Here is a 20,384-nt window from a genome sequence, read left to right as displayed (position 1 = left end):
ATCTCCTGTCAGAACTTATAGCCACGATGCAGCGCAACCACACCCGCCGTCAGGTTGTAGTAGTCAACGCTTTCGAACCCGGCGTCCTGCATCATCGCTTTCAATGTGTCCTGATCGGGGTGCATGCGGATGGATTCCGCGAGATAGCGATAGCTGTCTGCATCATTCGCGACCATAGAACCAATGCGTGGCAGGATATGGAAAGAGTAGGCATCGTAGGCTTTGCTCAGCGGTTCGATAATCGGCTTCGAAAATTCCAGCACCAGCAAACGACCACCCGGTTTCAGTACGCGGAACATGGAGCGCAGCGCTTTATCTTTGTCCGTAACATTACGCAGACCGAAAGAAATGGTAATGCAGTCAAAGGTATTGTCCGGGAAAGGCAGCGCTTCAGCATTGGCCTGAACGTATTCCACATTGCCGATCACACCGATATTGCGCAGTTTCTCGCGGCCCATTTTGAGCATCGAGTCGTTAATATCAGCCAGAATCACCTTGCCGGTTTCCCCGACCAGGCGAGAGAATTTAGCCGTCAGGTCACCTGTTCCCCCCGCTAAATCCAGTACAGTCTGACCACGGCGCACGCCGCTACAGTCGATAGTGAAGCGTTTCCACAAACGATGAATGCCAAAAGACATCAAATCATTCATGACATCATATTTTGATGCCACAGAATGAAAAACGTGGGCCACCATGTCCGCTTTCTGCTCTTTAGCGACAGTCTGAAAACCAAAGTGCGTCGTTTCTTGTGAATTATCCACCATCTCAGTGCCTGCTCATCAAAAAATTGTTCGAGAAGTGTAACAGATTGGGGCGCATTGCCCTACCCTTCCGCCCGTCCAGGCTACCCCGAACGGACTAATTCGATTGTTGCTTGATTCCGTTGTCGTCCGAATAAGCGCTATCTTCCCGCTCTTCGGGTACCGATCGCAACCGATACTCTTCATCCTGCGTTGTGGCCTGTTCCGCCAGGTCAGGGTTTATCTCACGCTTAATTTCCACCCCTAAGCCACGAAACGCCTCTGCCTGCGCCAGCACATTGCCGCGACCGGAAGTGAGCTTCTTCATCGCCTGACGATAGTTGTCCTGCGCTTTGTCCAGACTCTGCCCAATGGAGGACATATCATCGACAAAGAGACGCATCTTGTCATAGAGCTTACTGGCGCGATCGGCAATCTGTTGCGCGTTACGGCTTTGATGCTCATAGCGCCACAGATTTGCAATAGTACGCAGTGCCACCAGCAGCGTCGTTGGGCTGACCAGCATAATATTATTTCTCAGCGCTTCGGTTATCAGTTCGGGCTGTCGGTCGAGCGCCAACAAAAATGCAGGTTCCACGGGGATAAACATCAGCACGTAATCCAGCGTGCGTAGCCCCGGAAGCTGCTGATAGTCCTTACGCCCCAGCAGACGAATATGATTGCGCACCGAGGCGATATGCTCCTGAAGCGCGCTTTCACGGGTATAGTCATCCTCCGCATTGAAATAGCGTTCGTAGGCCACCAGCGTCATTTTGGCGTCGATCACCACGTCTTTGCCCTGAGGCAGGCGCACAATGACATCCGGTTGCATGCGTGAACGAATGTCGTTTTCAATGCTGACCTGCGTTTCGTACTCATATCCTTCGCGCAGGCCGGACGCCTCCAGCACGCGGGTAAGCACCACTTCACCCCAGTTGCCCTGGGTTTTGTTGTCGCCTTTCAGTGCGCGAGTCAGATTGACCGCTTCCTGGGCCATTTGCGCGTTGAGCTGTTGCAGATTGCGAATTTCATGCGCCAGGGTGTGGCGCTCACGCGCTTCCTGACCAAAGCTGTCCTGCACCTGACGGCGAAACCCGTCCAGTTGCTCACGCAGCGGCGTCAACAGGCTGTTCAGGCTCTGTCGGTTTTGCTCATCCACCCGACGGTTGCTTTGCTCGAAGATACGGTTTGCCAGATTCTCAAACTGCTCGCTCAGCCGCTGCTCGCTGTTTATCATCTGGCGGATTTTTTCTTCCGCATGTTGCTGTGTCGCTTCCATTCGCGTGGTGACTTCCCGCAGATCCGCCTCCAGCGAAGAATTAATGCTGCGCAGACTGCGTAATTCGTTATTGAGCAACTCGCACTCGTCGCGCCAGTGGTCACTTTGGGCAAGCTGCTGCTTTGCAGCACTTAACGCCGCCACCATCTCTTCACGTTCAGCGAATTGCTCGGCTTTCTGATGCGCATGTTGATAGCTGGCAATCAACCAGCCAAGCGCAATACCCACCAGCGCGATAACCGCATAAATGATGATTGAGATATCCAAAATGCCTCCTGACGCCATACATCACCCGCACAAAATAGAATTGTGCTGTATAAACGTCCAGTTTCAAAGAGATTTCCTGCGAGGCGCTACGCAAAATAAACGCATGAACGAAAAAGGCCGAACGCGTCGGCCTTTTACAGACAGAGAAGAGGATTAGATCAGGCGACGCGCGGCTTCCACCACGATTTTCACCGCATGGCTTTCGGTCTGCTTCATCGTCTCAGCATTCGGGATCTCTTGCTGGGTACGGTTGACGATGACACCAGCGACCATCCCTGCACGCAGCCCCTGACTTGCGCACATGGTGAGCAGCGTGGCGGATTCCATTTCGTAGTTCATGACGCCCATTGACTGCCACTCTTCCATCGAGCCTTTGAAGCGACGCACCACGCGACCGGAGAAGGTATCGTAACGTTCCTGACCCGGATAGAAGGTGTCAGAAGAGGCGGTCACGCCAACGTGGGTGGTGGCACCGATGGACTTCGCGGCTTCAACCAGCGCGGTAGTACATTCAAAGTCAGCCACTGCCGGGTATTCCATCGGCGCAAAATGCAGGCTCGCGCCATCCAGACGAACGGAGGCGGTGGTTACCAGTACGTCGCCCACATTGATGTGCGGCTGAATCGCTCCGGTAGTCCCAATGCGCAGGAAGGTACGAATCCCCAATTGAGCCAGTTCTTCCACTGCGATCGAGGTAGATGGGCCACCAATACCGGTCGAACAGACGATGATCGCTTTGCCATCCAGTTCTGCACGCCAGGTCGTAAACTCACGATGAGATGCCAGCTTTACCGGCTTATCCATCAGCGCGGCGATCTTCTCCACACGCTCCGGATCGCCAGGGACGATGGCAAGCGTAGCCCCTTGTAAATCGTTTTTAGTGAGGCCGAGATGAAAAACATCAGACTTGGACATAGAAAACTCCTCTGTGATTCGGTTTTGGTCAGAAGAAGCAAAAAGACACTTTACCGAAGGACTCAACATAATTTCGTGACACTCATCACCATGAGATAAATCATTTGCATTAATTTACTTATAACTAGTGATATAAATCACATTAACAACCCGATTTCATCTTTCTTTGCACAAAAAGCGAACCGTTTGAGGCAGTGTGAATTGTTAAAGGCTGACTATAGTTAACAGTGCGCTATTTTTCTAAGGGTACGGAGAATACCATGACATCAACACAACAAACGGGTTTTGCACCTGCTGCATCCCCTCTTGCCTCTACCACGGTTCATACCCCGGACGACGCCATTGTCGCAGGCATCACCTCGATCCCCTCCCAGGGAGACGACATGCCGGCGTATCACGCCCGACCAAAACAGAGTGAGGGCTCACTGCCCGTAGTCATTGTCGTGCAGGAAATCTTCGGCGTACATGAACATATCCGAGACGTCTGTCGCCGTCTGGCGCTGGAAGGGTATCTGGCAATCGCGCCAGAACTCTATTTCCGTGAGGGCGATCCGAATGATTTCGCCGATATTCCCACTTTATTGACAAGTCTGGTGGCAAAAGTGCCCGACTCGCAGGTACTTGCCGACCTTGATCACGTCGCCAGTTGGGCTTCCCGCAACGGCGGTGACGTCCATCGCCTGATGATCACCGGCTTTTGCTGGGGCGGTCGGATAACCTGGCTGTATGCGGCACATAACCCGCAGCTTAAAGCGGCCGTGGCATGGTATGGGAAATTAACGGGTGATAAGTCGCTGAATTCGCCAAAACAGCCCGTCGATGTGGCGACTGACCTGAATGCCCCGGTGCTGGGTCTTTATGGCGGTCAGGATAACAGCATTTCGCAGGAGAGCGTTGAAACGATGCGTCAGGCGCTGCGTGCCGCGAATGCCAAAGCAGAGATTGTGGTCTACCCCGATGCCGGCCATGCCTTCAATGCCGATTATCGTCCGAGCTATCACGCAGAATCCGCCAAAGATGGCTGGAACAGGATGCTTGACTGGTTTGCGCAGAACGGCAACCGGAAGTAACGTTTTAACCCTGGCTCAGACCAGGGTTAACCTTCCCTGAATTAAGTGTGTTACATCACATTCTTGCGACAATTTATTTGTTCACATCACCACCCAGCATCAATTTTTTTGTAGCTAAAGGTCACATGTTGACCTCCTTCACATTCATCACCCGCCGCGCTTTCGTATGCAAAATTTTCGTCTCTGAGCACCAAACTATTTTTCTGTTTTACGCCGCCATTCTCCTGAATACTCAATGACAGACAAACGGAACGCTTATTTTGTAAACAGGAGATTGATCATGACGCAACAGACTTTCCAGGCTCAACCCTTTGCTCTGCCTTTTGATCCCCAGACAACGGCGTTGGTGATGATCGATATGCAACGAGATTTTGTTGAAGCCGGTGGATTTGGTGAAGCCCTGGGCAATGATGTGTCCCTCGTCCGTAGCGCAATAGAACCTTGCAAAAGGGTGCTGACGGCGGCGCGTAACAAAGGGCTGATGGTCATTCATACCCGTGAAGGGCACCGTGCCGATCTCAGCGACTGTCCGCCGGCAAAACTCACTCGCGGCGGTAAAACATTCATTGGCGAAGCCGGTCCGATGGGACGCATCCTGGTTCGCGGCGAAGCGGGCCACGACATCATCCCTGAACTCTATCCGATTGCTGGTGAACCGGTTATCGATAAGCCCGGAAAAGGTGCGTTCTACCAAACCGATCTGCATCTGATTTTGCAAAACCACGGCATTAAGACGTTGATTGTCTGCGGTGTCACGACGGAAGTCTGCGTTAACACCACGGTACGTGAAGCCAATGACCGCGGCTATGAGTGCATCATTCCTGAGGATTGCGTGGGATCTTACTTCCCGGAATTCCAGAAATATGCGCTGGAAATGATCAAAGCGCAGGGTGCGATTTTTGGCTGGGTCAGTGACGCTAACGCCATTATCGCAGGACTGAAAGGCTAACGCCGATGGTTCCGGTTACGCTCTCAGCACAGTCGATTGGCTACCTGTTTGCAACGACAAAAACGCAGGTATTACGGGTTCATAGTGTGTTTCAGCACGCGCTTAACCTGTGCTCAGAAAGCGGAATTTGCCTCACGCTTTTATGTGCAAAGACGTACCAGAACCTTGCCGATGCCGCACGCGTAGCGCTGCCGGAAAACTGGGACTGGCGAGAGAAGATCGCCGTCTCGGCATCGGTTCACCTGACCAACGGTGTTTTACACGCGCCTCGTTTTTGTGTGGTGTTGACCTCTGCAACGGTATGGCAACCCCGGCTTCATGGAGGAAGCCGGGATGTAAAAGCGGCGGCGTGGGACCCAGGCGCTATTCAGACCCTCGCCTCTCAACTGCGGCTGTTTTATCTCGAACATCACGTTGAAAGCGCGTTGCAATGGTCAGGCAGCCCTTTGCAGCACGGGCTACGCGTACAGGAATCACCGGAGCAACTCGAACAGCAGGTGTCCCAACTGATTGGCTACGGTAAAGGACTAACGCCCGATGGCGATGACTATCTGTTGGGTTATCTGGCCGCGCTCTGGCCCTGGCTGCTTCCTGCTGACCTTGCTGCGCACCATCGCAGATTGCAACAGGCCATTCAGTGTCGGCTGCCCTGCACAACGGATATTAGCAGGCACTACCTGAACCGCGCGCTGGAAGGGCATTTCTCACAACCGATATGCCATCTGCTTGAGCAACTTAACGCCCGTGCGGCAAGGAACACGATCGCCGCCTGTGCAGACCAGGTCATGCAGTTTGGCGCGACGTCAGGGGTCGACTGCCTCGCCGGCATTCTGCACGGCATGAGGACACTAAACACACGTTCCTGAATCACTGAATTTTTCTCGCCGCGCTTGCCGCGTCGTGGATTCGCTGTACCCAAATTTCATCATTGGGTGATCAAAAACGGACATAACGCAATGAAAGTAAAGCATAAAGTTTTCAGCAACCTCTATCAGGACTCCGTCTCGCTGATGCAGATTTCCGCGCAAATCAGCGCGCTACCGGGCATTCAGCAGGCTTCCGTGGTGATGGGAACGCCTAACAATCTTGAACAACTCCAGGATGCCGGGCTTGGCGATGGCGTCAATGCCGGACCAAACGACCTGGTAATTGCGGTAATGGGTGAAGATGACATCTGCACAGAGGCGCTTGCCCTGGCACAAGAACGACTCACCAGTAAACCAGAAGAAGGAAACAGCGATGGCGTGAAAGCGCCCGATTTGGTGAGTATTGAGATGGCGCTGGAGAAAGACCCGGACGCCAATCTGGCGCTGATTTCCGTGCCCGGTGACTATGCCGCAGCCGAAGCATTCAAAGCCCTCAATCTCGGGATGAACGTCATGTTGTTCAGCGACAACGTCAGCCTCGGACAGGAAAAAGCGATCAAAACCCTCGCCCACGAACGCAACCTTATGGTGATGGGGCCGGATTGCGGCACGGCAATTATCAACGGCATTCCGTTAGGCTTCGCCAATGTGGTGAAACGCGGGGCAATCGGCGTGGTGGGCGCATCCGGTACCGGTTTACAGGAGGTGACCTGCCGTATTGATACGCTGGGAGCCGGGATCTCTCAGGCTCTCGGAACCGGCGGGCACGATCTCAGTGCCGACATCGGCGGGATCTCCATGCTGTTTGCTCTGAACGCGCTGGCGCAGGATGACGCCACCCACGTCATCGTTTTGATTTCGAAGCCGCCATCACCTGCAGTCGCGCAACGCATCCTCGAACGCGCACAAAACGCCGGTAAGCCTGTGGTCGTGAATTTCCTCGGCGCAGATCCTGCCCAGGTGACTCGCCCGAACGTTACCGCCGCCACAACGCTCGCGGGCGCTGCCGATGCTGCCGTGGCGCTACTGAACGGACAATCAATTACAGAAAAAGAAGCACAGCTTTCTGCGCAGGAACTTGTGCGGTTACAACAGGCATGCCAGCCGCTTGCGGCTCAGCGCCAGGCCATTCGCGGCGTATTTGCCGGGGGAACCTTCTGTTATGAAGCCCAGCTTATCTGCCAGCAGCACGGATTTACCGCGTCCTCTAATACGCCTGTCGCAGGCAATCAGGCGCTGGAAAATATCTGGCAAAGCCACGGCCATACGTTAATCGACATGGGGGATGATGATTTCACCCGTGGCAAACCACACCCGATGATTGACCCGACATTACGTAACCAGAGGCTGCTGGCGGAACTTAACGATCCGCAAACGGCAGTTGTCCTGTTCGATTTGGTTCTGGGATATGGCGCATCGGAAGCCCCCGCCGCAGAACTGCTGGAACTTCTCGCGCATACCGACAGGGCCAACGCGCCGGTGTTGATTGCCCATGTTTGCGGCACAGAAGCCGATCCCCAGCAACGCAGCCAGCAGGTTATGGCGTTACGCAACGCTGGCGTCATCATCGCGGATTGCAATGCTCAGGCGGCACGCTGGGCCAGCGTGGTCGCACAGATTCAGGTTGAGAAAAAGGGAGTAAACGCATGAGCACCTTATTTGAGCAGCCATTGAAGGTCGTAAACGTGGGGCTGCAAAGCTTCGCCAGTAATATTCAGAAGTCTGGCGGCGAGGTGATCCCCCTTAACTGGCAACCCCCGGCGCTGGGAAATATGAATGCGGGTCTGGATCTGGCTGCGTTGTTGCGCCACCCGCTCGTGGAACACGCTAATCATATCGCTATGGAGCGATACCTGAACGCCCAGCCTGTGCTGGTAGACGTGATGTCCGCCCATGAAGCCATTCCGGCGATGGCGGCCCGCAAGTTGATTCTCCACGCCGGTCCCCCTATTGCCTGGGAAAACATGTGCGGTCCGGTAAAAGGCGCGATTGTCGGCGCGCTCCTGTTCGAAGGGTGGGCAACCTGCCATGAAGACGCAGAGAGTCTGATACTGTCAGGCAACGTCGCACTGGAGCCTTGCCACCATTACCACGCGGTTGGGCCGATGGCGGGGATTATCAGTCCGTCCATGCCGGTATGGGTGATTGAAAATAAAACCAACGGTCAGCGTACCTTCAGTAATTTCAATGAAGGGCTGGGGAAAGTACTCCGTTTCGGCGCCAATAACGAAGAGGTGCTCACCCGCCTGAACTGGATGCGCGATGAACTGGCCCCGGCACTGAAGGCCGCAGTGCGCAAACTCGGTGAGCTGGAGTTAAAACCGCTGATGGCGCAGGCGCTGCATATGGGCGATGAGGTTCATAACCGTAATGCGGCGGCCACAGGATTGCTGATCAAACGCCTGCTGCCTGCTCTGCTGGCCTGTCAGTTGCCCCTGGAAAACGTACAGCGGACGGTGGATTTTATCACCGGAAATGACCACTTCTTCCTGAACCTGTCGATGGCGGCCTGTAAGGCAATGATGGATGCCGCCGCCAACGTCCCTTTCAGTTCAATGGTCACGGTCATGGCCCGTAACGGCGTGAATTTCGGTATTCGTCTTTCCGGTACCGGCGACCGCTGGTTCCAGGCGCCCGCTAATGCTGTCGAGGGTCTGTTTTTTCCCGGTTATGGCGTGGATGACGCCGCCGCCGATCTGGGCGACAGCGCCATTACGGAAACCGCGGGTGTCGGGGGATTCGCGATGGCGTCTTCCCCGGCAATCGTGAAATTTGTGGGAGGCACCCCGGCCGATGCCACCAATAACAGCCGCCGTATGCAGGCGATCACCCTGGGCAGCAACCCGGCATTTACCCTGCCAGCGCTGAATTTTGCCCCAACCGCAGCCGGTATCGACGCGCGCAAAGTCGCCGATCGCGGCATCTTACCGGTCATCAATACCGGCATTGCCCATAAACAGGCGGGTATCGGCCAGATTGGTGCCGGGATCACCACGGCGCCCATGCCCTGTTTTGTCGAGGCTATCACCGTGCTGGCGCAGGCTGTCGCCGAAGGAGAGAAATGATGAGCAAACCTTTAGCGGTGGTTGCCGTGGGCGGCAATGCACTGATCCTGGACGATCGGCGTAACAGCATTCCCGATCAATACGCTGCCGTAATGGAAAGCGTAAAGCATATTGTCGACATGGTTGAAAGCGGATGGAACCTGGTGTTAACCCACGGCAACGGCCCGCAGGTGGGTTTTATCCTGCGTCGGTCCGAATTAGCGAGCGCGGAAGTCTCCCCGGTGCCACTGGATTACGCCGTTGGAGATACGCAGGGCGCGATTGGCTACATGTTCCAGAAGGCGCTGCATAACGAGCTGGCTTGCCGTGGTATTCACAAGCCCGTGGTGACGATCGTAACCCAGACGCGGGTCAGCCGGGACGATGACGCTTTCGCCAACCCCAGCAAACCCATCGGTGCGTTTCTGGATGAGGCCACCGCGCAAGCGCGGCAGCAACAACTTGGCTGGACGCTAATGGAAGATGCCGGGCGCGGCTGGCGGCGAACCGTTCCGTCTCCCGCGCCGCTGGAAATTATTGAACACGACACTATCGCCCATCTGGTACACCAGGGTTATATCGTCATCGCCTGCGGCGGCGGCGGGATCCCCGTCGTCCGAGATGGAGAGCAGCTTACCGGCGTGGAAGCCGTGGTGGATAAAGATCTCGCCTCCGCGCTGCTTGCCAGTCAGTTAAACGCCGATCTGCTAGTGATACCCACCGGCGTGGAAAAAGTCGCGATCCACTTTGGTACGCCGCAGCAGCAATGGCTTGATGCTATCAGCGTCGCCGAAGCACGGACGTTTATGCAGGCAGGGCATTTCGGCGTGGGCAGTATGCAACCCAAAGTCGAAGCCATCCTCGATTTTGTCACTGCCAGCCAGCAACAGGGCAAACAGGCTCACGGCCTTATTACCCGCCCGCAAAGCATTAAAGCTGCGCTGGAGCATCAGAGCGGCACATGGATAACCCCTTAATTCAGGAGAGATAAATGACAACAACCACTTTACTGGCGGTAAACGGTACTCTGATGCGCGGCCTGGAGCTGAACCCCAATATGCAAAAAGCGGGCGGTGTTTTCGTCCGCGAAGATCGTACCGACAACCACTACCGTTTGTGGAGCATCAACGACCGCCATCCGGGCATGATCCGAGTGACAGAAGGCGGAACACACGTCGAACTGGAAATCTGGGAACTGCCGCTGGCAAGCTTTGCGGAACTGCTGATGAGCGAACCCGCCGGATTGGCGATCGGTAAGGTCAAACTTGCCGATGGCAGCGACGTGCTTGGCGTACTGGCGGAAAGCTGGCTGACAGAAGGCCAACGGGAAATTACTGAACTGGGAAGCTGGCGCAAATACACCGGACATTTCCATACTGTGTAACGCGCATTATCAGAGGGAACACCTATGCGTAAAACAGAAGAGAGTCTCAATACCGCATCTGGACTGCATATTGCCATGATTTTGCTGGGTATTGCGGTGACACCGGTTCTGCTGTCATCCTCCAGTCTGGGCAATCAACTCTCCAGCAGCAGTTTAATCAGCGTCGTGTTACTGGGCGGGTTTATTCTGACCCTGCTGGCCGCTATCACTATCAGCGTGGGCGAAAAAGCGCGCCTGCCCACTTACGGGATTGTGAAATATGCGTTTGGGGAAAAAGGCGCCATCGCCATTAACATTCTGATGGCGATCAGTCTGTTTGGCTGGATTGCCGTCACCGCTAACATGTTTGGTCACTCGGTGCATGATCTGCTGGCCCAACACGGGCTCACGCTTCCCCTTCCGTTACTGGTCGCTGCGGGCTGCGTTATTTTTGTCGCCTCCACAGCGTTTGGTTTTGCGGTGCTGGGGAAAGTGGCGCAGATCGCCGTGCCGGTTATCGCGCTGGTGTTGTGCTACATCCTCTACACCGCCACCCACAGCGAGATCGCCGCACCTGCGGCTGTAGCCAGCATGAATACGGGCGTTGCCGTTTCTACGGTGGTTGGCACCATTATTGTGCTGGTCGCCACGCTCCCCGACTTCGGCAGCTTCGTGCATAACCGCAAACATGCGCTGATCGCCGCTGGCGTCACGTTCCTGGTTGCCTATCCGCTGCTCTACTGGGCGGGCGCTACGCCGAGTGCGATCAGTGGTCAGGGATCGTTGCTGGGGGCAATGGCCGTTTTCGGTGCCGTACTGCCTGCCGCGCTGCTGCTAATTTTCGCATGCGTCACTGGCAACGCCGGAAACATGTTCCAGGGAACGCTGGTGGTATCGACGCTGCTGACCCGTTTCCCGAAATGGCAAATCACCGTCGCGCTGGGCGTTTTGTCCGCCATTGTCGGCAGCCTGGACATCATGGCGTGGTTTATCCCCTTCCTTCTCTTTCTTGGTATTGCCACACCGCCAGTCGCCGGAATTTATATCGCGGACTTTTTCCTCTATCGCCGTGAGGGGTATCAGGAGACGGTTCTGACGCAGGAACCGCCCGTCAAAGCGCTGACGTTTGTTGCCTGGATCTTCGGCGCCGTCGTCGGCTTTATGACGGTAAACGGATTGTTCACCCTCACCACAATCCCGTCGGTAGATTCTATTGTTGTGGCCTGCGTCGCGTATGCGCTGTTAAGTCGTCTACGCCAGCGCCATTAATTCCCGGATATAATTGGCATACACATAACGGCTGGATCCCCTGATCCAGCCCACTTTTGCTAACCGGGAAGCGCTATGTTCATCTCCGACGAAACCCTTCGTGTCATTCATCTGGTCGCGAAACACCAGAGCATCTCCGTCGCCGCTGAGCAACTGAATAAGGTGCCTTCTGCCATTAGCTATACCATTAAAAAAGCAGAAGAAAGTCTGGGCGTTGCCCTCTTTATTCGCAAAGGCCGGTATATCGAAATTACGCCGGCGGGGCGCTATTTCATTGAGCACAGCAAAACGATACTGGGTGATATGGAAGCGCTAAAGCGCAATACGGTGCTGATCCACGACGGCATTGAGCGCGAACTGACTATCGCGGTAAATAATATTATTCCGGGGGCTTTGCTGGTGGATTTTATCCGCGATTTCGAACACCAGTTTGCGTCGACGACCCTGACAATAAACCTTGAGGTCTACAACGGCTGCTGGGATGCGCTGTACAGCAAGCGGGCCGATCTGGTTTACGGTGCCCCCCATGCCGTACCCAGCACCGAAGGGATCATCAGTGAACCGGCAGGTGAGATGGAATGGGATTTTGTGGTTAGCCCGCAGCATCCGCTCGCCGCGAAGCGTCATCCGCTGGAAAACAGTGAGCTTCGGCAGTATCCGGCGGTGTGTATCCGTGACACCTCCGTCAACTTCCCGCCATTACAGGCATGGCTGCTGGAAGGGCAAAAACCGCTGTTTGTCCCTGATTTTCCTACCGCAATTGCGCTGATTGAACAGAACGTGGGAATTGGCTATATCCCGCATCATCTGGCGCTACCGTTACTGAACAGCGGAAAACTGCTTAAAAAACCGATGCAGGAGCACAAACACGCCACAAAATTGTTTCTGGCCGCTCGCTCAGATAGCATGGGAAAAGCCGCTCAGTGGTGTATGGATTATTTGCTCAAACTGAACGGCACGCTATAGGTCAGCGTTGCGAGTGGGAAAACGGCCGGGCGGCGATATCGCCTGACCCGGCATATCTATCAGGTACCGATTACACCTGACGCAGATTCTGCGCGGCTTTCACCATGTTTGCCAGCGCACTGCGCGTTTCCGGCCAGCCACGGGTTTTCAGACCACAGTCCGGGTTCACCCACAGGCGTTCAGCCGGGATACGCTGCGCCGCTTTTTGCAGCAACGCTTCAATCCACTCCACGCTCGGGACGTTCGGCGAGTGAATGTCATACACGCCCGGTCCGATTTCGTTCGGATAATCGAACTCTTCGAACGACTCCAGCAGTTCCATGTCTGAACGCGAGGTTTCAATGGTGATCACATCGGCATCCAGCGCGGCGATAGAATCCATAATGTCGTTAAACTCGCAGTAACACATGTGAGTGTGGATTTGGGTCTCATCTTTCGCTACCGCCGCGTTGATACGGAAGGCTTCCACACCCCACTCCAGATAAGCGGCCCAGTCGCTCCGGCGTAAAGGCAGACCTTCGCGCAGCGCCGGTTCGTCTATCTGAATGATGCCAATGCCTGCCGCTTCCAGATCCGCCACCTCGTCACGCAGCGCCAGCGCGATCTGTTTGGCGATGGTTTCGCGGCTCACATCTTCGCGCGGGAAAGACCAGCAGAGAATGGTCACCGGGCCGGTCAACATGCCTTTCACCGGCTTATCAGTCAGCGACTGCGCATACTTCGCCCATTCAACGGTAATCGGGTGTGGACGGCTGACGTCGCCTATAACCACGGGCGGCTTCACGCAGCGGGAGCCGTAGCTTTGCACCCATCCATTCTGGGTGAACACGAAACCGTCCAGATGTTCGCCGAAATATTCCACCATGTCGTTACGCTCGGCTTCACCGTGCACCAGCACGTCCAGCCCCAGACGTTCCTGCTCAACAATCGCCTGCTTAATATGCTCCGCGATGCCAGTGCGGTAGTTGTTGGCATCAAGCTGGCCTTTTTTGAAATCCAGACGCAGGCTGCGGATTTCAGTGGTCTGCGGGAACGAGCCAATCGTCGTGGTCGGCCAGGCGGGCAGGTTGAAGCGGGCGCGTTGGGCTTCAGCACGCACCACATATGGGTTAGCACGCTGACTGTCCTGTGCGGTAATGGCCGCCAGACGTTTTTCGACAGCCGCATTGTGTACACGGGTTGAGTGACGACGCGCCTGAATTGGCGCGCTCCATTCGGCGATCGCCGTGGTGTCGCCACTGTTCAGCGCATCGCGCAACAAGGTCAGTTCCGCGCATTTTTGCAGAGCAAAGGCAAACCAGCTCTTCACTTCCGCGTCCAGACGGGTTTCGACGCTGAGATCGATGGGGCTGTGCAGCAGCGAGCAGGACGAGCCGACCCACAGATTACGCTGCCCTGCGATATCTTTAATTTGCGCGTATTTCTCGCTCAGATCGGCACGCCAGACATTGCGTCCATTGACCAGACCGGCGGACAGCAGCCAGTCAGACGGCAGGCGTTTATGTAGCTCCGCCACGTCGTCTTTACCGTGGACCAGATCCACATGCAGCCCCTGCACGGGCAGCGCGGCGATAGTCTCAAGGTTAGGCGTCACGCCTTCAAAGTAGGTGGTCAGCAGCAGTTTTACCTGTCCGGAAAGCGCCTCACAGGCAGGTTTGAAAGCGTTTAACCACGCCTGCGGCAGTTCCAGCACCAGGGCGGGTTCGTCGATCTGCACCCACTCGATGCCGCGTTTTGCCAGTTCACCCAGCACCTGCTGATAAACCGGCAGAATGTCGTTGAGCAGGCTAAGGCGATCGAACTGCTCGCCTTTCACTTTGCCCAGCCACAGGTACGTGACCGGCCCCAACAGGACAGGTTTCACGTTGTGGCCCAGCGCCAGCGCCTCGTCCACTTCATCCAGCAGTTGCGTCCAGGTCAGTTTGAACTGCTGGCCTTTCACGAACTCTGGCACCATGTAGTGATAGTTAGTGTTAAACCATTTGGTCATCTCCGCCGCTGCCGCCGGTTCACCGGTCGGCGCACGCCCGCGACCAATACGGAACAGGGTGTCGATATCGACGGAACCGTCTTTATTCTGATGACGCGCCGGGACGTTACCGAGCAGCAGGCTGGTGGTCAGAACATGGTCGTACCAGGCAAAATCGCCGACCGGCAGAAGATCGATACCCGCCTGCTTTTGCTGCTCCCAGTGACGCGCCCGCAGCTCGCGGCCCACCGCCAGCAGTTCTTCACGGCTCGTATTACCCGCCCAGTAACTCTCTTGCGCTTTTTTCAGCTCGCGACGCAGGCCAACGCGAGGAAAACCGAGGGTGTGATTCAGTATTGTCATTTTACTTCCTCTAATTATATGTAAATCCTATGGATTTTTAATTTAGGGAAGGCGGCAAATTTGCTCATCCCCAGGAGCTTACTGAAGTAAGTGACTGGGGTGAGTAAACGCAGCCAACGCACCATAAATTTAAAAGGCGAAGGATTTTGGACGTCCAGATGTTTACACCGCTATAATTCGCAAGTACTGTATATTCCTCAAGCGCAATTTGTTCATGCCGAAGTGAAGGACTTTCATGATCGAGATTAAACACCTGAAAACGCTCCAGGCGTTGCGGAATACCGGGTCACTGGCAGCCGCCGCGGCGACGCTGCATCAGACCCAATCCGCCCTGTCTCACCAGTTCAGCGATCTGGAACAGCGCCTTGGCTTTCGGTTATTCATACGTAAAAGCCAGCCGCTGCGTTTTACCCCGCAGGGCGAGATCCTGTTGCAATTAGCCAGCCAGGTGCTGCCGCAAATCAGCCGCGCGTTGCAGGCCTGTAATGAACCGCAGCAGACCCGACTGCGCATCGCCATTGAATGTCACAGTTGTATTCAGTGGCTAACCCCGGCGCTGGAAAATTTCCGCGCCAAATGGCCGCAGGTGGAGATGGACTTTAAATCCGGCGTGACCTTTGACCCCCAGCCCGCGCTCCAGCAGGACGAACTGGATCTGGTGATGACGTCTGACATTCTGCCGCGCAGCGGGCTGCATTATTCGCCGATGTTTGATTTTGAAGTGCGCCTGGTCCTGGCACCCGATCATCCGCTGGCCAGTAAAACGCTGATCACGCCGGAAGATTTAGCCAGCGAAACGCTGCTGATTTATCCGGTACAGCGCAGTCGACTGGACGTCTGGCGCAATTTCCTGCAACCCGCTGGCGTCAGCCCGTCACTGAAAAGCGTGGATAACACACTGCTGTTGATTCAGATGGTGGCGGCCAATATGGGCATTGCCGCCCTGCCGCACTGGGTGGTGGAGAGTTTTGAACGCCAGGGTCTGGTGGTGACCAAAACCCTGGGGGATGGCTTGTGGAGCCGTCTCTATGCTGCCGTGCGTGACGGCGACCAGCGCCAGCCGGTCACAGAGGCGTTTATTCGCTCGGCGCGCAATCACGCCTGCGATCATCTGCCCTTTGTGCGGAGCGCGGAGCGACCCACTTCCGATGCACCCACAGTGAAGCCAGGATCACAACCGCGCCTGTGATAAAAGTCGGCCAGTGGGGCTGTTGGTGCCAGATTGCCAGGTTAACCAGCAGCCCGGCGGGTACGTGCATATTATTCATAATGCCCAGCGTCCCTGCATCTACCTGGGTGGCGCCGTAGTTCCACATGAAGTAGCCAATGCCCGATGCCGCCACGCCCAGGAACACCAGAATGCTCCATTGCTGCGTGGTTTCCGGCATTTTCTGCGCATTCCCCAGCGTGAACCAGGCCACGACGGCCACCAGAAACGCGCCGACGTAAAACCAGGCAAACGCGTTATGCTGAGGCATCGGACGCGTCTCCATCAGACGTTTATACCCCACCATGCCAATGGCAAAACTGATATTGGAAAGCTGTACCAGCAGCAACCCGGTCCAGAAGTGATTGGTCACCTGGTCATAGCGAATAATTCCTGCCCCAATCACCGCCAGTAGCGCGCTAAAAGCATAACCCCAGCGTAGACGGCGCTTACTCATGACATCATAAATCAGCGTGATATAGAGCGGCGTCAACACGGTAAACAAGAGCAGTTCAGAGACCGTTAAATAGAGATATGCGCGAAAACTCAGCATGTACATGATGCCAAGCTGCATAGCGCCCACCAGCATATACAGCCCGAGGGTCTTGAGACTGTGCCCACGGGTACGCAGGAAAGGCAGGAATACTAATGCGGCAAGGCCGACCCGAACCAGCACGGCAAAATAGCTGTCGACGTGCCCGGCGAGGTATTCGCCATACAAACTAAAGGAGAAGGCCCACAGGATTGTGGTAATGATGAGTAACGCCACAATGGATATCTCTTAGAACAAGGAGTATCCATTGTAGCGGAGAGTGCGGTTGACAACTGATTAATTAGCGAACGATCGTGTTAGCGTAAATAGAGATCGCGCAGATAATGCGGCACTGCATCGTCAACGTTCGAGCCGATCACTTCCAGCTCAGGATGCAGATCCTTCAGGCGCTGATGCGCACCGGCCATAATGCAGCCTTTGCCCGCCATCGACAGCATTTCTGCATCGTTCATCCCGTCACCAAAGGCGATACAGTCCTGAAGGCTGTAACCCATCGCTTTGGCGACCGCCTCCAGCGCATGGCCTTTCGACACGCCGCCTGCCATCACTTCCAGACAGGTGAGTGTGGAAAAACTCACGTTCACGCGATCGCCCCATCGCGCATTGATCGCCTGTTCCAGCGGCAACAGAACCTCATGAGAATCACTGGTGAAGAACACTTTACTGACGCCTTCCGGCTCCAGTAGACCCGGTTCAAACAGCGAGTAGTGGAACACCGCCTCTTTGAAAAAGCGCATCTCATCAGGGCGATGACGGTTCATAAACCATTCGTCGTCACGATAGACGTTAGTGACGATATCCGGGTTCGCGTTTACTACGCCAAACAGATCGCTGGCGATATCGCGGTCCAGATTATGCGCAAACACCAGATTACCGTCCATGTCATGCACACGTGCGCCATTGGAGGTAATCATGTAGCACTTGATCTCCAGATTGTCGCGGATTTGTCCCACATCAACGTGGTGACGACCGGTCGCAAAAACAAAGTTAACGCCACGTGCTGTCAGCAGTTTCAGCGTCTCTTTCGCGTACGGCGTAAGGGTATGGTCGGGAGAGAGCAGTGTGCCATCTAAATCAGACGCAACAACCTGATACATAGAAAAATTTAACCTCTAAGCAAAGCGGTTTCCGCTGGTAAGTTATGCTTGTTGAAAAAATCAACAATAGCCTGGAGCGCGACTGAGCGCATTGCGTCCTTTTCAAAAAGGATCTCATGGTAAGCGCCGTTGATGACAAGCGGTTGCCCCCCTTCAACAGGATGGCCCGCTGCGGCGCGGAGTTCACAAAAACGGTTATGCATGCGGTTATCCACCACACGCTCTTCTTCAGCCTGAATCAGCAAAGTCGGCGTGGCGTCGTCTCCAGCGCCTGCCAGTACCTGTTCAGCCGCCAGGATGCCTTCGCGCACCCAGTGATAAGTCGGACCGCCTACACGCAACTGTGGTTCATCGGCATAAAAACGTAAGTTACGCCGATAGCGCTGCCGACTGTGCGTTAATGAATTCATACCAAACGGCAACGCCCGCCAGCGCCCGGTGCCGATCGCATACCCTTCCCGAATACGCTGATGACCTTCGGCCCAGTCGAGAATGTGACGTACCATCCAGTCCGGCAGACGCATCACAATACCAAACATCGGCGCGCAAAGCGCAATGGCATCGCACTGATGCGGATGGCGCTGGAGGAACAGCGTGGCAATCGCCCCGCCCATCGAGTGCGCCAGAATATAGCGTTTACGCCACGGTCCCGGCTGGACTTCCTGTTCCCAAAACGCCGTAAGATCGTCCACATAGTCGTTGAAGTTCTCGACATGACCGCGATGGGGATCGGCTAACATGCGCCCTGAACGCCCCTGGCCGCGATGGTCAATAATGAGGACATCAAAGCCCAGATGAAAGAGGTCATACGCCAGTTCAGCGTACTTCACATAGCTCTCAATCCGACCCGGACAGACGACAATCACACGATCGTTTTGCGCAGCACGAAAACGAACAAAGCGCACCGGCACATTGCCCACGCCGGTAAATTCCGCTTCCTCTCGCTGGCGCCAGAAATCGGTCAGTGGCCCCATGGAAAAAGCCGCGAACGCGTTTTCTCTTGTTTCCCAGTCTTTTTGCTGCTGAAACATCGGGTATCCAGCCTCGTTTACCAGGTAAAAATCGTTTTTTTCGTTATGTCTGACACAACACAGCAACAGTAGCGTATTGTGGCATAAAAACAGACAATCAGGGAGTTTCTCATGACCTTCGAATGGTGGTTCGCCTATCTGCTGACATCCATAATTTTGAGCCTCTCCCCCGGCTCTGGCGCCATCAACACCATGACGACCTCCATCAATCACGGCTACCGCGGCGCAGTCGCATCCATTGCGGGGTTACAGGCCGGACTGGGCATTCATATCGTCCTGGTCGGCATTGGTCTGGGCACCCTGTTTTCTCGTTCCGTCATCGCCTTTGACGTGCTGAAATGGGCGGGTGCCGCCTACCTGATTTGGTTAGGCATCCAGCAATGGCGGGCCGCCGGTGCTATTGATCTCAATACCATGGCGCAAACGCAGTCGCGCGGTCGCCTGTTCAAACGCGCGGTCTTCGTCAACCTGACAAACCCTAAAAGCATTGTCTTTCTGGCCGCCCTTTTCCCGCAGTTCGTTATGCCCAAAGAGCCGCAACTGATGCAGTACATCGTACTCGGCGTCACCACGATTGTAGTCGATGTTGTGGTGATGATCGGTTATGCCACGCTGGCGCAGCGTATCGCCATGTGGATTAAAGGGCCGAAGCAGATGAAGGCGTTAAATAAAATCTTCGGTTCGCTGTTTATGCTGGTGGGCGCGCTGCTGGCGTCGGCACGACATGCCTGACAGGTTGCCGGATAACGTCTGGCGCGTATCCGGCACCATGCCTTAACGTGAAATAATCAGATGAATGCCGAAACCGGCAAACAACGCCCCGGCAAAACCGTCGATCCATTTTGCCAGCCGCTGATACCCGCGACGCATTTTCGGCAGCGCAAACAGACTCGCCACCACGGTAAACCACGCGAAGGTCTCAATGATGATCAGCACGAAAATGCCCCAGCGCGCGCCCGTTCCGACATTATCCCCGACAAACAGAGAAAAGACGGAACCGAAGTAGATAATCGCTTTCGGGTTAGCCAGGTTAGTCAGCAGCCCTTTCAGGAAACTGCGACCGCTTTGCGCCAGTTCAATCTGCGGCGTGGGTGCCGCAACATCCTGCTTTTTAAACGCGCCGCGCAGCATCTGGTAACCCATCCAGCACAGATACAGGCCGCCGCCCACCATGATGATGGTATGTAACCAGGCCATTTTTTCGATGATCAGATGCAGGCCGAGCAGCGCGATGCCAGCCCAGACCATCACGCCACAGGTGATGCCGAGCACACCCATCATCGCCTCTTTGCGCGAACGGCTGACCGCCGTCTGTGAGACAAAAAAGAAATCCGGCCCCGGGCTCATCAGTGCCACAATGTGCACCATCGCCACGGTGAGAAATAGCATTAACATGATGAAATACTCGCGGGGGAAACAGTTCAGTGAGTCACCAT

General features: G+C 55.3%; 19 protein-coding genes. 11 read left to right on the top strand and 8 right to left on the bottom strand.

The genetic code is table 11. The annotated features are described in order from the left end of the window. Positions 1 to 8 precede the first annotated feature (8 nt). From ubiE to udp, 3 genes are all read right to left on the bottom strand, one after another. The gene (gene ubiE, locus WB371_RS20220; RefSeq protein ID WP_206164672.1) at positions 9 to 764 is read right to left on the bottom strand and encodes a bifunctional demethylmenaquinone methyltransferase/2-methoxy-6-polyprenyl-1,4-benzoquinol methylase UbiE; all 756 of its coding nucleotides are present in this window, start codon (positions 762 to 764) and stop codon (positions 9 to 11) included. Between the two features lie 94 nt (positions 765 to 858). Continuing rightward, positions 859 to 2,286: a DNA recombination protein RmuC gene (gene rmuC, locus WB371_RS20215; RefSeq protein ID WP_336221831.1), complete on the bottom strand. Its 1,428-nt coding sequence runs from the start codon at positions 2,284 to 2,286 to the stop codon at positions 859 to 861. A 153-nt stretch (positions 2,287 to 2,439) separates the two neighbouring features. Further along, positions 2,440 to 3,201, bottom strand: a complete 762-nt coding sequence (gene udp, locus WB371_RS20210; protein WP_336221830.1) for a uridine phosphorylase — start codon at positions 3,199 to 3,201, stop codon at positions 2,440 to 2,442. 260 nt (positions 3,202 to 3,461) lie between these two features. Between udp and WB371_RS20205 the strand changes: the two genes are divergently transcribed. The 9 genes from WB371_RS20205 to WB371_RS20165 all read left to right on the top strand — a co-directional run bounded on the left by WB371_RS20205 (position 3,462) and on the right by WB371_RS20165 (position 12,728). Then, entirely contained in the window at positions 3,462 to 4,271 is an 810-nt protein-coding gene (locus WB371_RS20205; RefSeq protein WP_336221829.1) for a dienelactone hydrolase family protein, read from the top strand. A 280-nt stretch (positions 4,272 to 4,551) separates the two neighbouring features. Beyond that, complete coding sequence (locus WB371_RS20200) at positions 4,552 to 5,220, top strand: cysteine hydrolase (RefSeq protein ID WP_336221828.1); 669 nt, start codon at positions 4,552 to 4,554, stop codon at positions 5,218 to 5,220. 5 nt (positions 5,221 to 5,225) lie between these two features. Beyond that, positions 5,226 to 6,086 carry a DUF2877 domain-containing protein gene (locus tag WB371_RS20195; RefSeq protein ID WP_336221827.1) on the top strand — a complete coding sequence of 287 codons (861 nt, stop codon included), beginning with the start codon at positions 5,226 to 5,228 and terminating at the stop codon, positions 6,084 to 6,086. A 90-nt stretch (positions 6,087 to 6,176) separates the two neighbouring features. Then, positions 6,177 to 7,736: an acyl-CoA synthetase FdrA gene (gene fdrA, locus WB371_RS20190; protein ID WP_336221826.1), complete on the top strand. Its 1,560-nt coding sequence runs from the start codon at positions 6,177 to 6,179 to the stop codon at positions 7,734 to 7,736. Continuing rightward, positions 7,733 to 9,151 carry a DUF1116 domain-containing protein gene (locus WB371_RS20185; protein WP_336221825.1) on the top strand — a complete coding sequence of 473 codons (1,419 nt, stop codon included), beginning with the start codon at positions 7,733 to 7,735 and terminating at the stop codon, positions 9,149 to 9,151. The genes fdrA and WB371_RS20185 overlap by 4 nt, the downstream gene beginning before the upstream one ends. Then, the gene (gene arcC, locus WB371_RS20180; protein ID WP_336221848.1) at positions 9,151 to 10,107 is read left to right on the top strand and encodes a carbamate kinase; all 957 of its coding nucleotides are present in this window, start codon (positions 9,151 to 9,153) and stop codon (positions 10,105 to 10,107) included. The genes WB371_RS20185 and arcC overlap by 1 nt, the downstream gene beginning before the upstream one ends. 14 nt (positions 10,108 to 10,121) lie before the next feature. After that, the gene (locus WB371_RS20175) at positions 10,122 to 10,514 is read left to right on the top strand and encodes a glutamyl-tRNA amidotransferase (RefSeq protein ID WP_336221824.1); all 393 of its coding nucleotides are present in this window, start codon (positions 10,122 to 10,124) and stop codon (positions 10,512 to 10,514) included. 24 nt (positions 10,515 to 10,538) lie between these two features. Then, entirely contained in the window at positions 10,539 to 11,762 is a 1,224-nt protein-coding gene (locus WB371_RS20170) for a cytosine permease (RefSeq protein WP_336221823.1), read from the top strand. Positions 11,763 to 11,837: 75 nt separating this feature from the next. Next, entirely contained in the window at positions 11,838 to 12,728 is an 891-nt protein-coding gene (locus WB371_RS20165; RefSeq protein ID WP_336221822.1) for a LysR substrate-binding domain-containing protein, read from the top strand. Positions 12,729 to 12,798: 70 nt separating this feature from the next. Here WB371_RS20165 and metE read toward each other — a convergent pair whose 3' ends face one another. Then, positions 12,799 to 15,060 (bottom strand): 5-methyltetrahydropteroyltriglutamate--homocysteine S-methyltransferase, encoded by a 2,262-nt coding sequence (metE, locus tag WB371_RS20160; protein WP_336221821.1) that lies wholly within the window; start codon positions 15,058 to 15,060, stop codon positions 12,799 to 12,801. 235 nt (positions 15,061 to 15,295) lie between these two features. Between metE and metR the strand changes: the two genes are divergently transcribed. Then, positions 15,296 to 16,249 (top strand): HTH-type transcriptional regulator MetR, encoded by a 954-nt coding sequence (metR, locus tag WB371_RS20155; RefSeq protein WP_336221820.1) that lies wholly within the window; start codon positions 15,296 to 15,298, stop codon positions 16,247 to 16,249. Here metR and WB371_RS20150 read toward each other — a convergent pair. From WB371_RS20150 to pldB, 3 genes are all read right to left on the bottom strand, one after another. Then, positions 16,137 to 17,036 (bottom strand): carboxylate/amino acid/amine transporter, encoded by a 900-nt coding sequence (locus WB371_RS20150; protein WP_336221819.1) that lies wholly within the window; start codon positions 17,034 to 17,036, stop codon positions 16,137 to 16,139. The genes metR and WB371_RS20150 overlap by 113 nt on opposite strands. Before the next feature lie 80 nt (positions 17,037 to 17,116). Beyond that, a complete protein-coding gene (yigL, locus tag WB371_RS20145) occupies positions 17,117 to 17,917 on the bottom strand; it encodes a sugar/pyridoxal phosphate phosphatase YigL (protein WP_336221818.1) in 801 nt (266 codons plus the stop codon). Positions 17,918 to 17,925: 8 nt separating this feature from the next. Further along, positions 17,926 to 18,948 carry a lysophospholipase L2 gene (pldB, locus tag WB371_RS20140; protein ID WP_336221817.1) on the bottom strand — a complete coding sequence of 341 codons (1,023 nt, stop codon included), beginning with the start codon at positions 18,946 to 18,948 and terminating at the stop codon, positions 17,926 to 17,928. A gap of 111 nt (positions 18,949 to 19,059) precedes the next feature. Between pldB and rhtB the strand changes: the two genes are divergently transcribed. Continuing rightward, positions 19,060 to 19,680: a homoserine/homoserine lactone efflux protein gene (rhtB, locus tag WB371_RS20135; protein ID WP_336221816.1), complete on the top strand. Its 621-nt coding sequence runs from the start codon at positions 19,060 to 19,062 to the stop codon at positions 19,678 to 19,680. A 42-nt stretch (positions 19,681 to 19,722) separates the two neighbouring features. Here the strand turns inward: rhtB and rhtC are convergent, their stop codons facing one another. After that, complete coding sequence (gene rhtC, locus WB371_RS20130; protein WP_336221815.1) at positions 19,723 to 20,343, bottom strand: threonine export protein RhtC; 621 nt, start codon at positions 20,341 to 20,343, stop codon at positions 19,723 to 19,725. Between the last annotated feature and the right edge of the window lie 41 nt (positions 20,344 to 20,384).

It is taken from the genome of Citrobacter amalonaticus (assembly GCF_037053465.1).
Lineage (GTDB): Bacteria > Pseudomonadota > Gammaproteobacteria > Enterobacterales > Enterobacteriaceae > Citrobacter_A > Citrobacter_A amalonaticus_H.
The sequence above is the reverse complement of the archived record's forward strand: the minus strand, read 5'-3'. Positions and strand labels throughout refer to the sequence as shown.

Bases quoted from the DNA above. Each gene is read 5' to 3' on its own strand.
- metR (WP_336221820.1), top strand. From the start codon at position 15,296: ATGATCGAGATTAAACACCTGAAAACGCTCCAGGCGTTGCGGAATACC.
- WB371_RS20165 (WP_336221822.1), top strand. From the start codon at position 11,838: ATGTTCATCTCCGACGAAACCCTTCGTGTCATTCATCTGGTCGCGAAA.
- udp (WP_336221830.1), bottom strand. From the start codon at position 3,201: ATGTCCAAGTCTGATGTTTTTCATCTCGGCCTCACTAAAAACGATTTA.
- rhtB (WP_336221816.1), top strand. From the start codon at position 19,060: ATGACCTTCGAATGGTGGTTCGCCTATCTGCTGACATCCATAATTTTG.
- fdrA (WP_336221826.1), top strand. From the start codon at position 6,177: ATGAAAGTAAAGCATAAAGTTTTCAGCAACCTCTATCAGGACTCCGTC.
- WB371_RS20175 (WP_336221824.1), top strand. From the start codon at position 10,122: ATGACAACAACCACTTTACTGGCGGTAAACGGTACTCTGATGCGCGGC.
- arcC (WP_336221848.1), top strand. From the start codon at position 9,151: ATGAGCAAACCTTTAGCGGTGGTTGCCGTGGGCGGCAATGCACTGATC.
- rhtC (WP_336221815.1), bottom strand. From the start codon at position 20,343: ATGTTAATGCTATTTCTCACCGTGGCGATGGTGCACATTGTGGCACTG.
- ubiE (WP_206164672.1), bottom strand. From the start codon at position 764: ATGGTGGATAATTCACAAGAAACGACGCACTTTGGTTTTCAGACTGTC.
- WB371_RS20205 (WP_336221829.1), top strand. From the start codon at position 3,462: ATGACATCAACACAACAAACGGGTTTTGCACCTGCTGCATCCCCTCTT.
- WB371_RS20200 (WP_336221828.1), top strand. From the start codon at position 4,552: ATGACGCAACAGACTTTCCAGGCTCAACCCTTTGCTCTGCCTTTTGAT.
- WB371_RS20185 (WP_336221825.1), top strand. From the start codon at position 7,733: ATGAGCACCTTATTTGAGCAGCCATTGAAGGTCGTAAACGTGGGGCTG.
- WB371_RS20170 (WP_336221823.1), top strand. From the start codon at position 10,539: ATGCGTAAAACAGAAGAGAGTCTCAATACCGCATCTGGACTGCATATT.
- metE (WP_336221821.1), bottom strand. From the start codon at position 15,060: ATGACAATACTGAATCACACCCTCGGTTTTCCTCGCGTTGGCCTGCGT.
- pldB (WP_336221817.1), bottom strand. From the start codon at position 18,948: ATGTTTCAGCAGCAAAAAGACTGGGAAACAAGAGAAAACGCGTTCGCG.
- WB371_RS20195 (WP_336221827.1), top strand. From the start codon at position 5,226: ATGGTTCCGGTTACGCTCTCAGCACAGTCGATTGGCTACCTGTTTGCA.
- yigL (WP_336221818.1), bottom strand. From the start codon at position 17,917: ATGTATCAGGTTGTTGCGTCTGATTTAGATGGCACACTGCTCTCTCCC.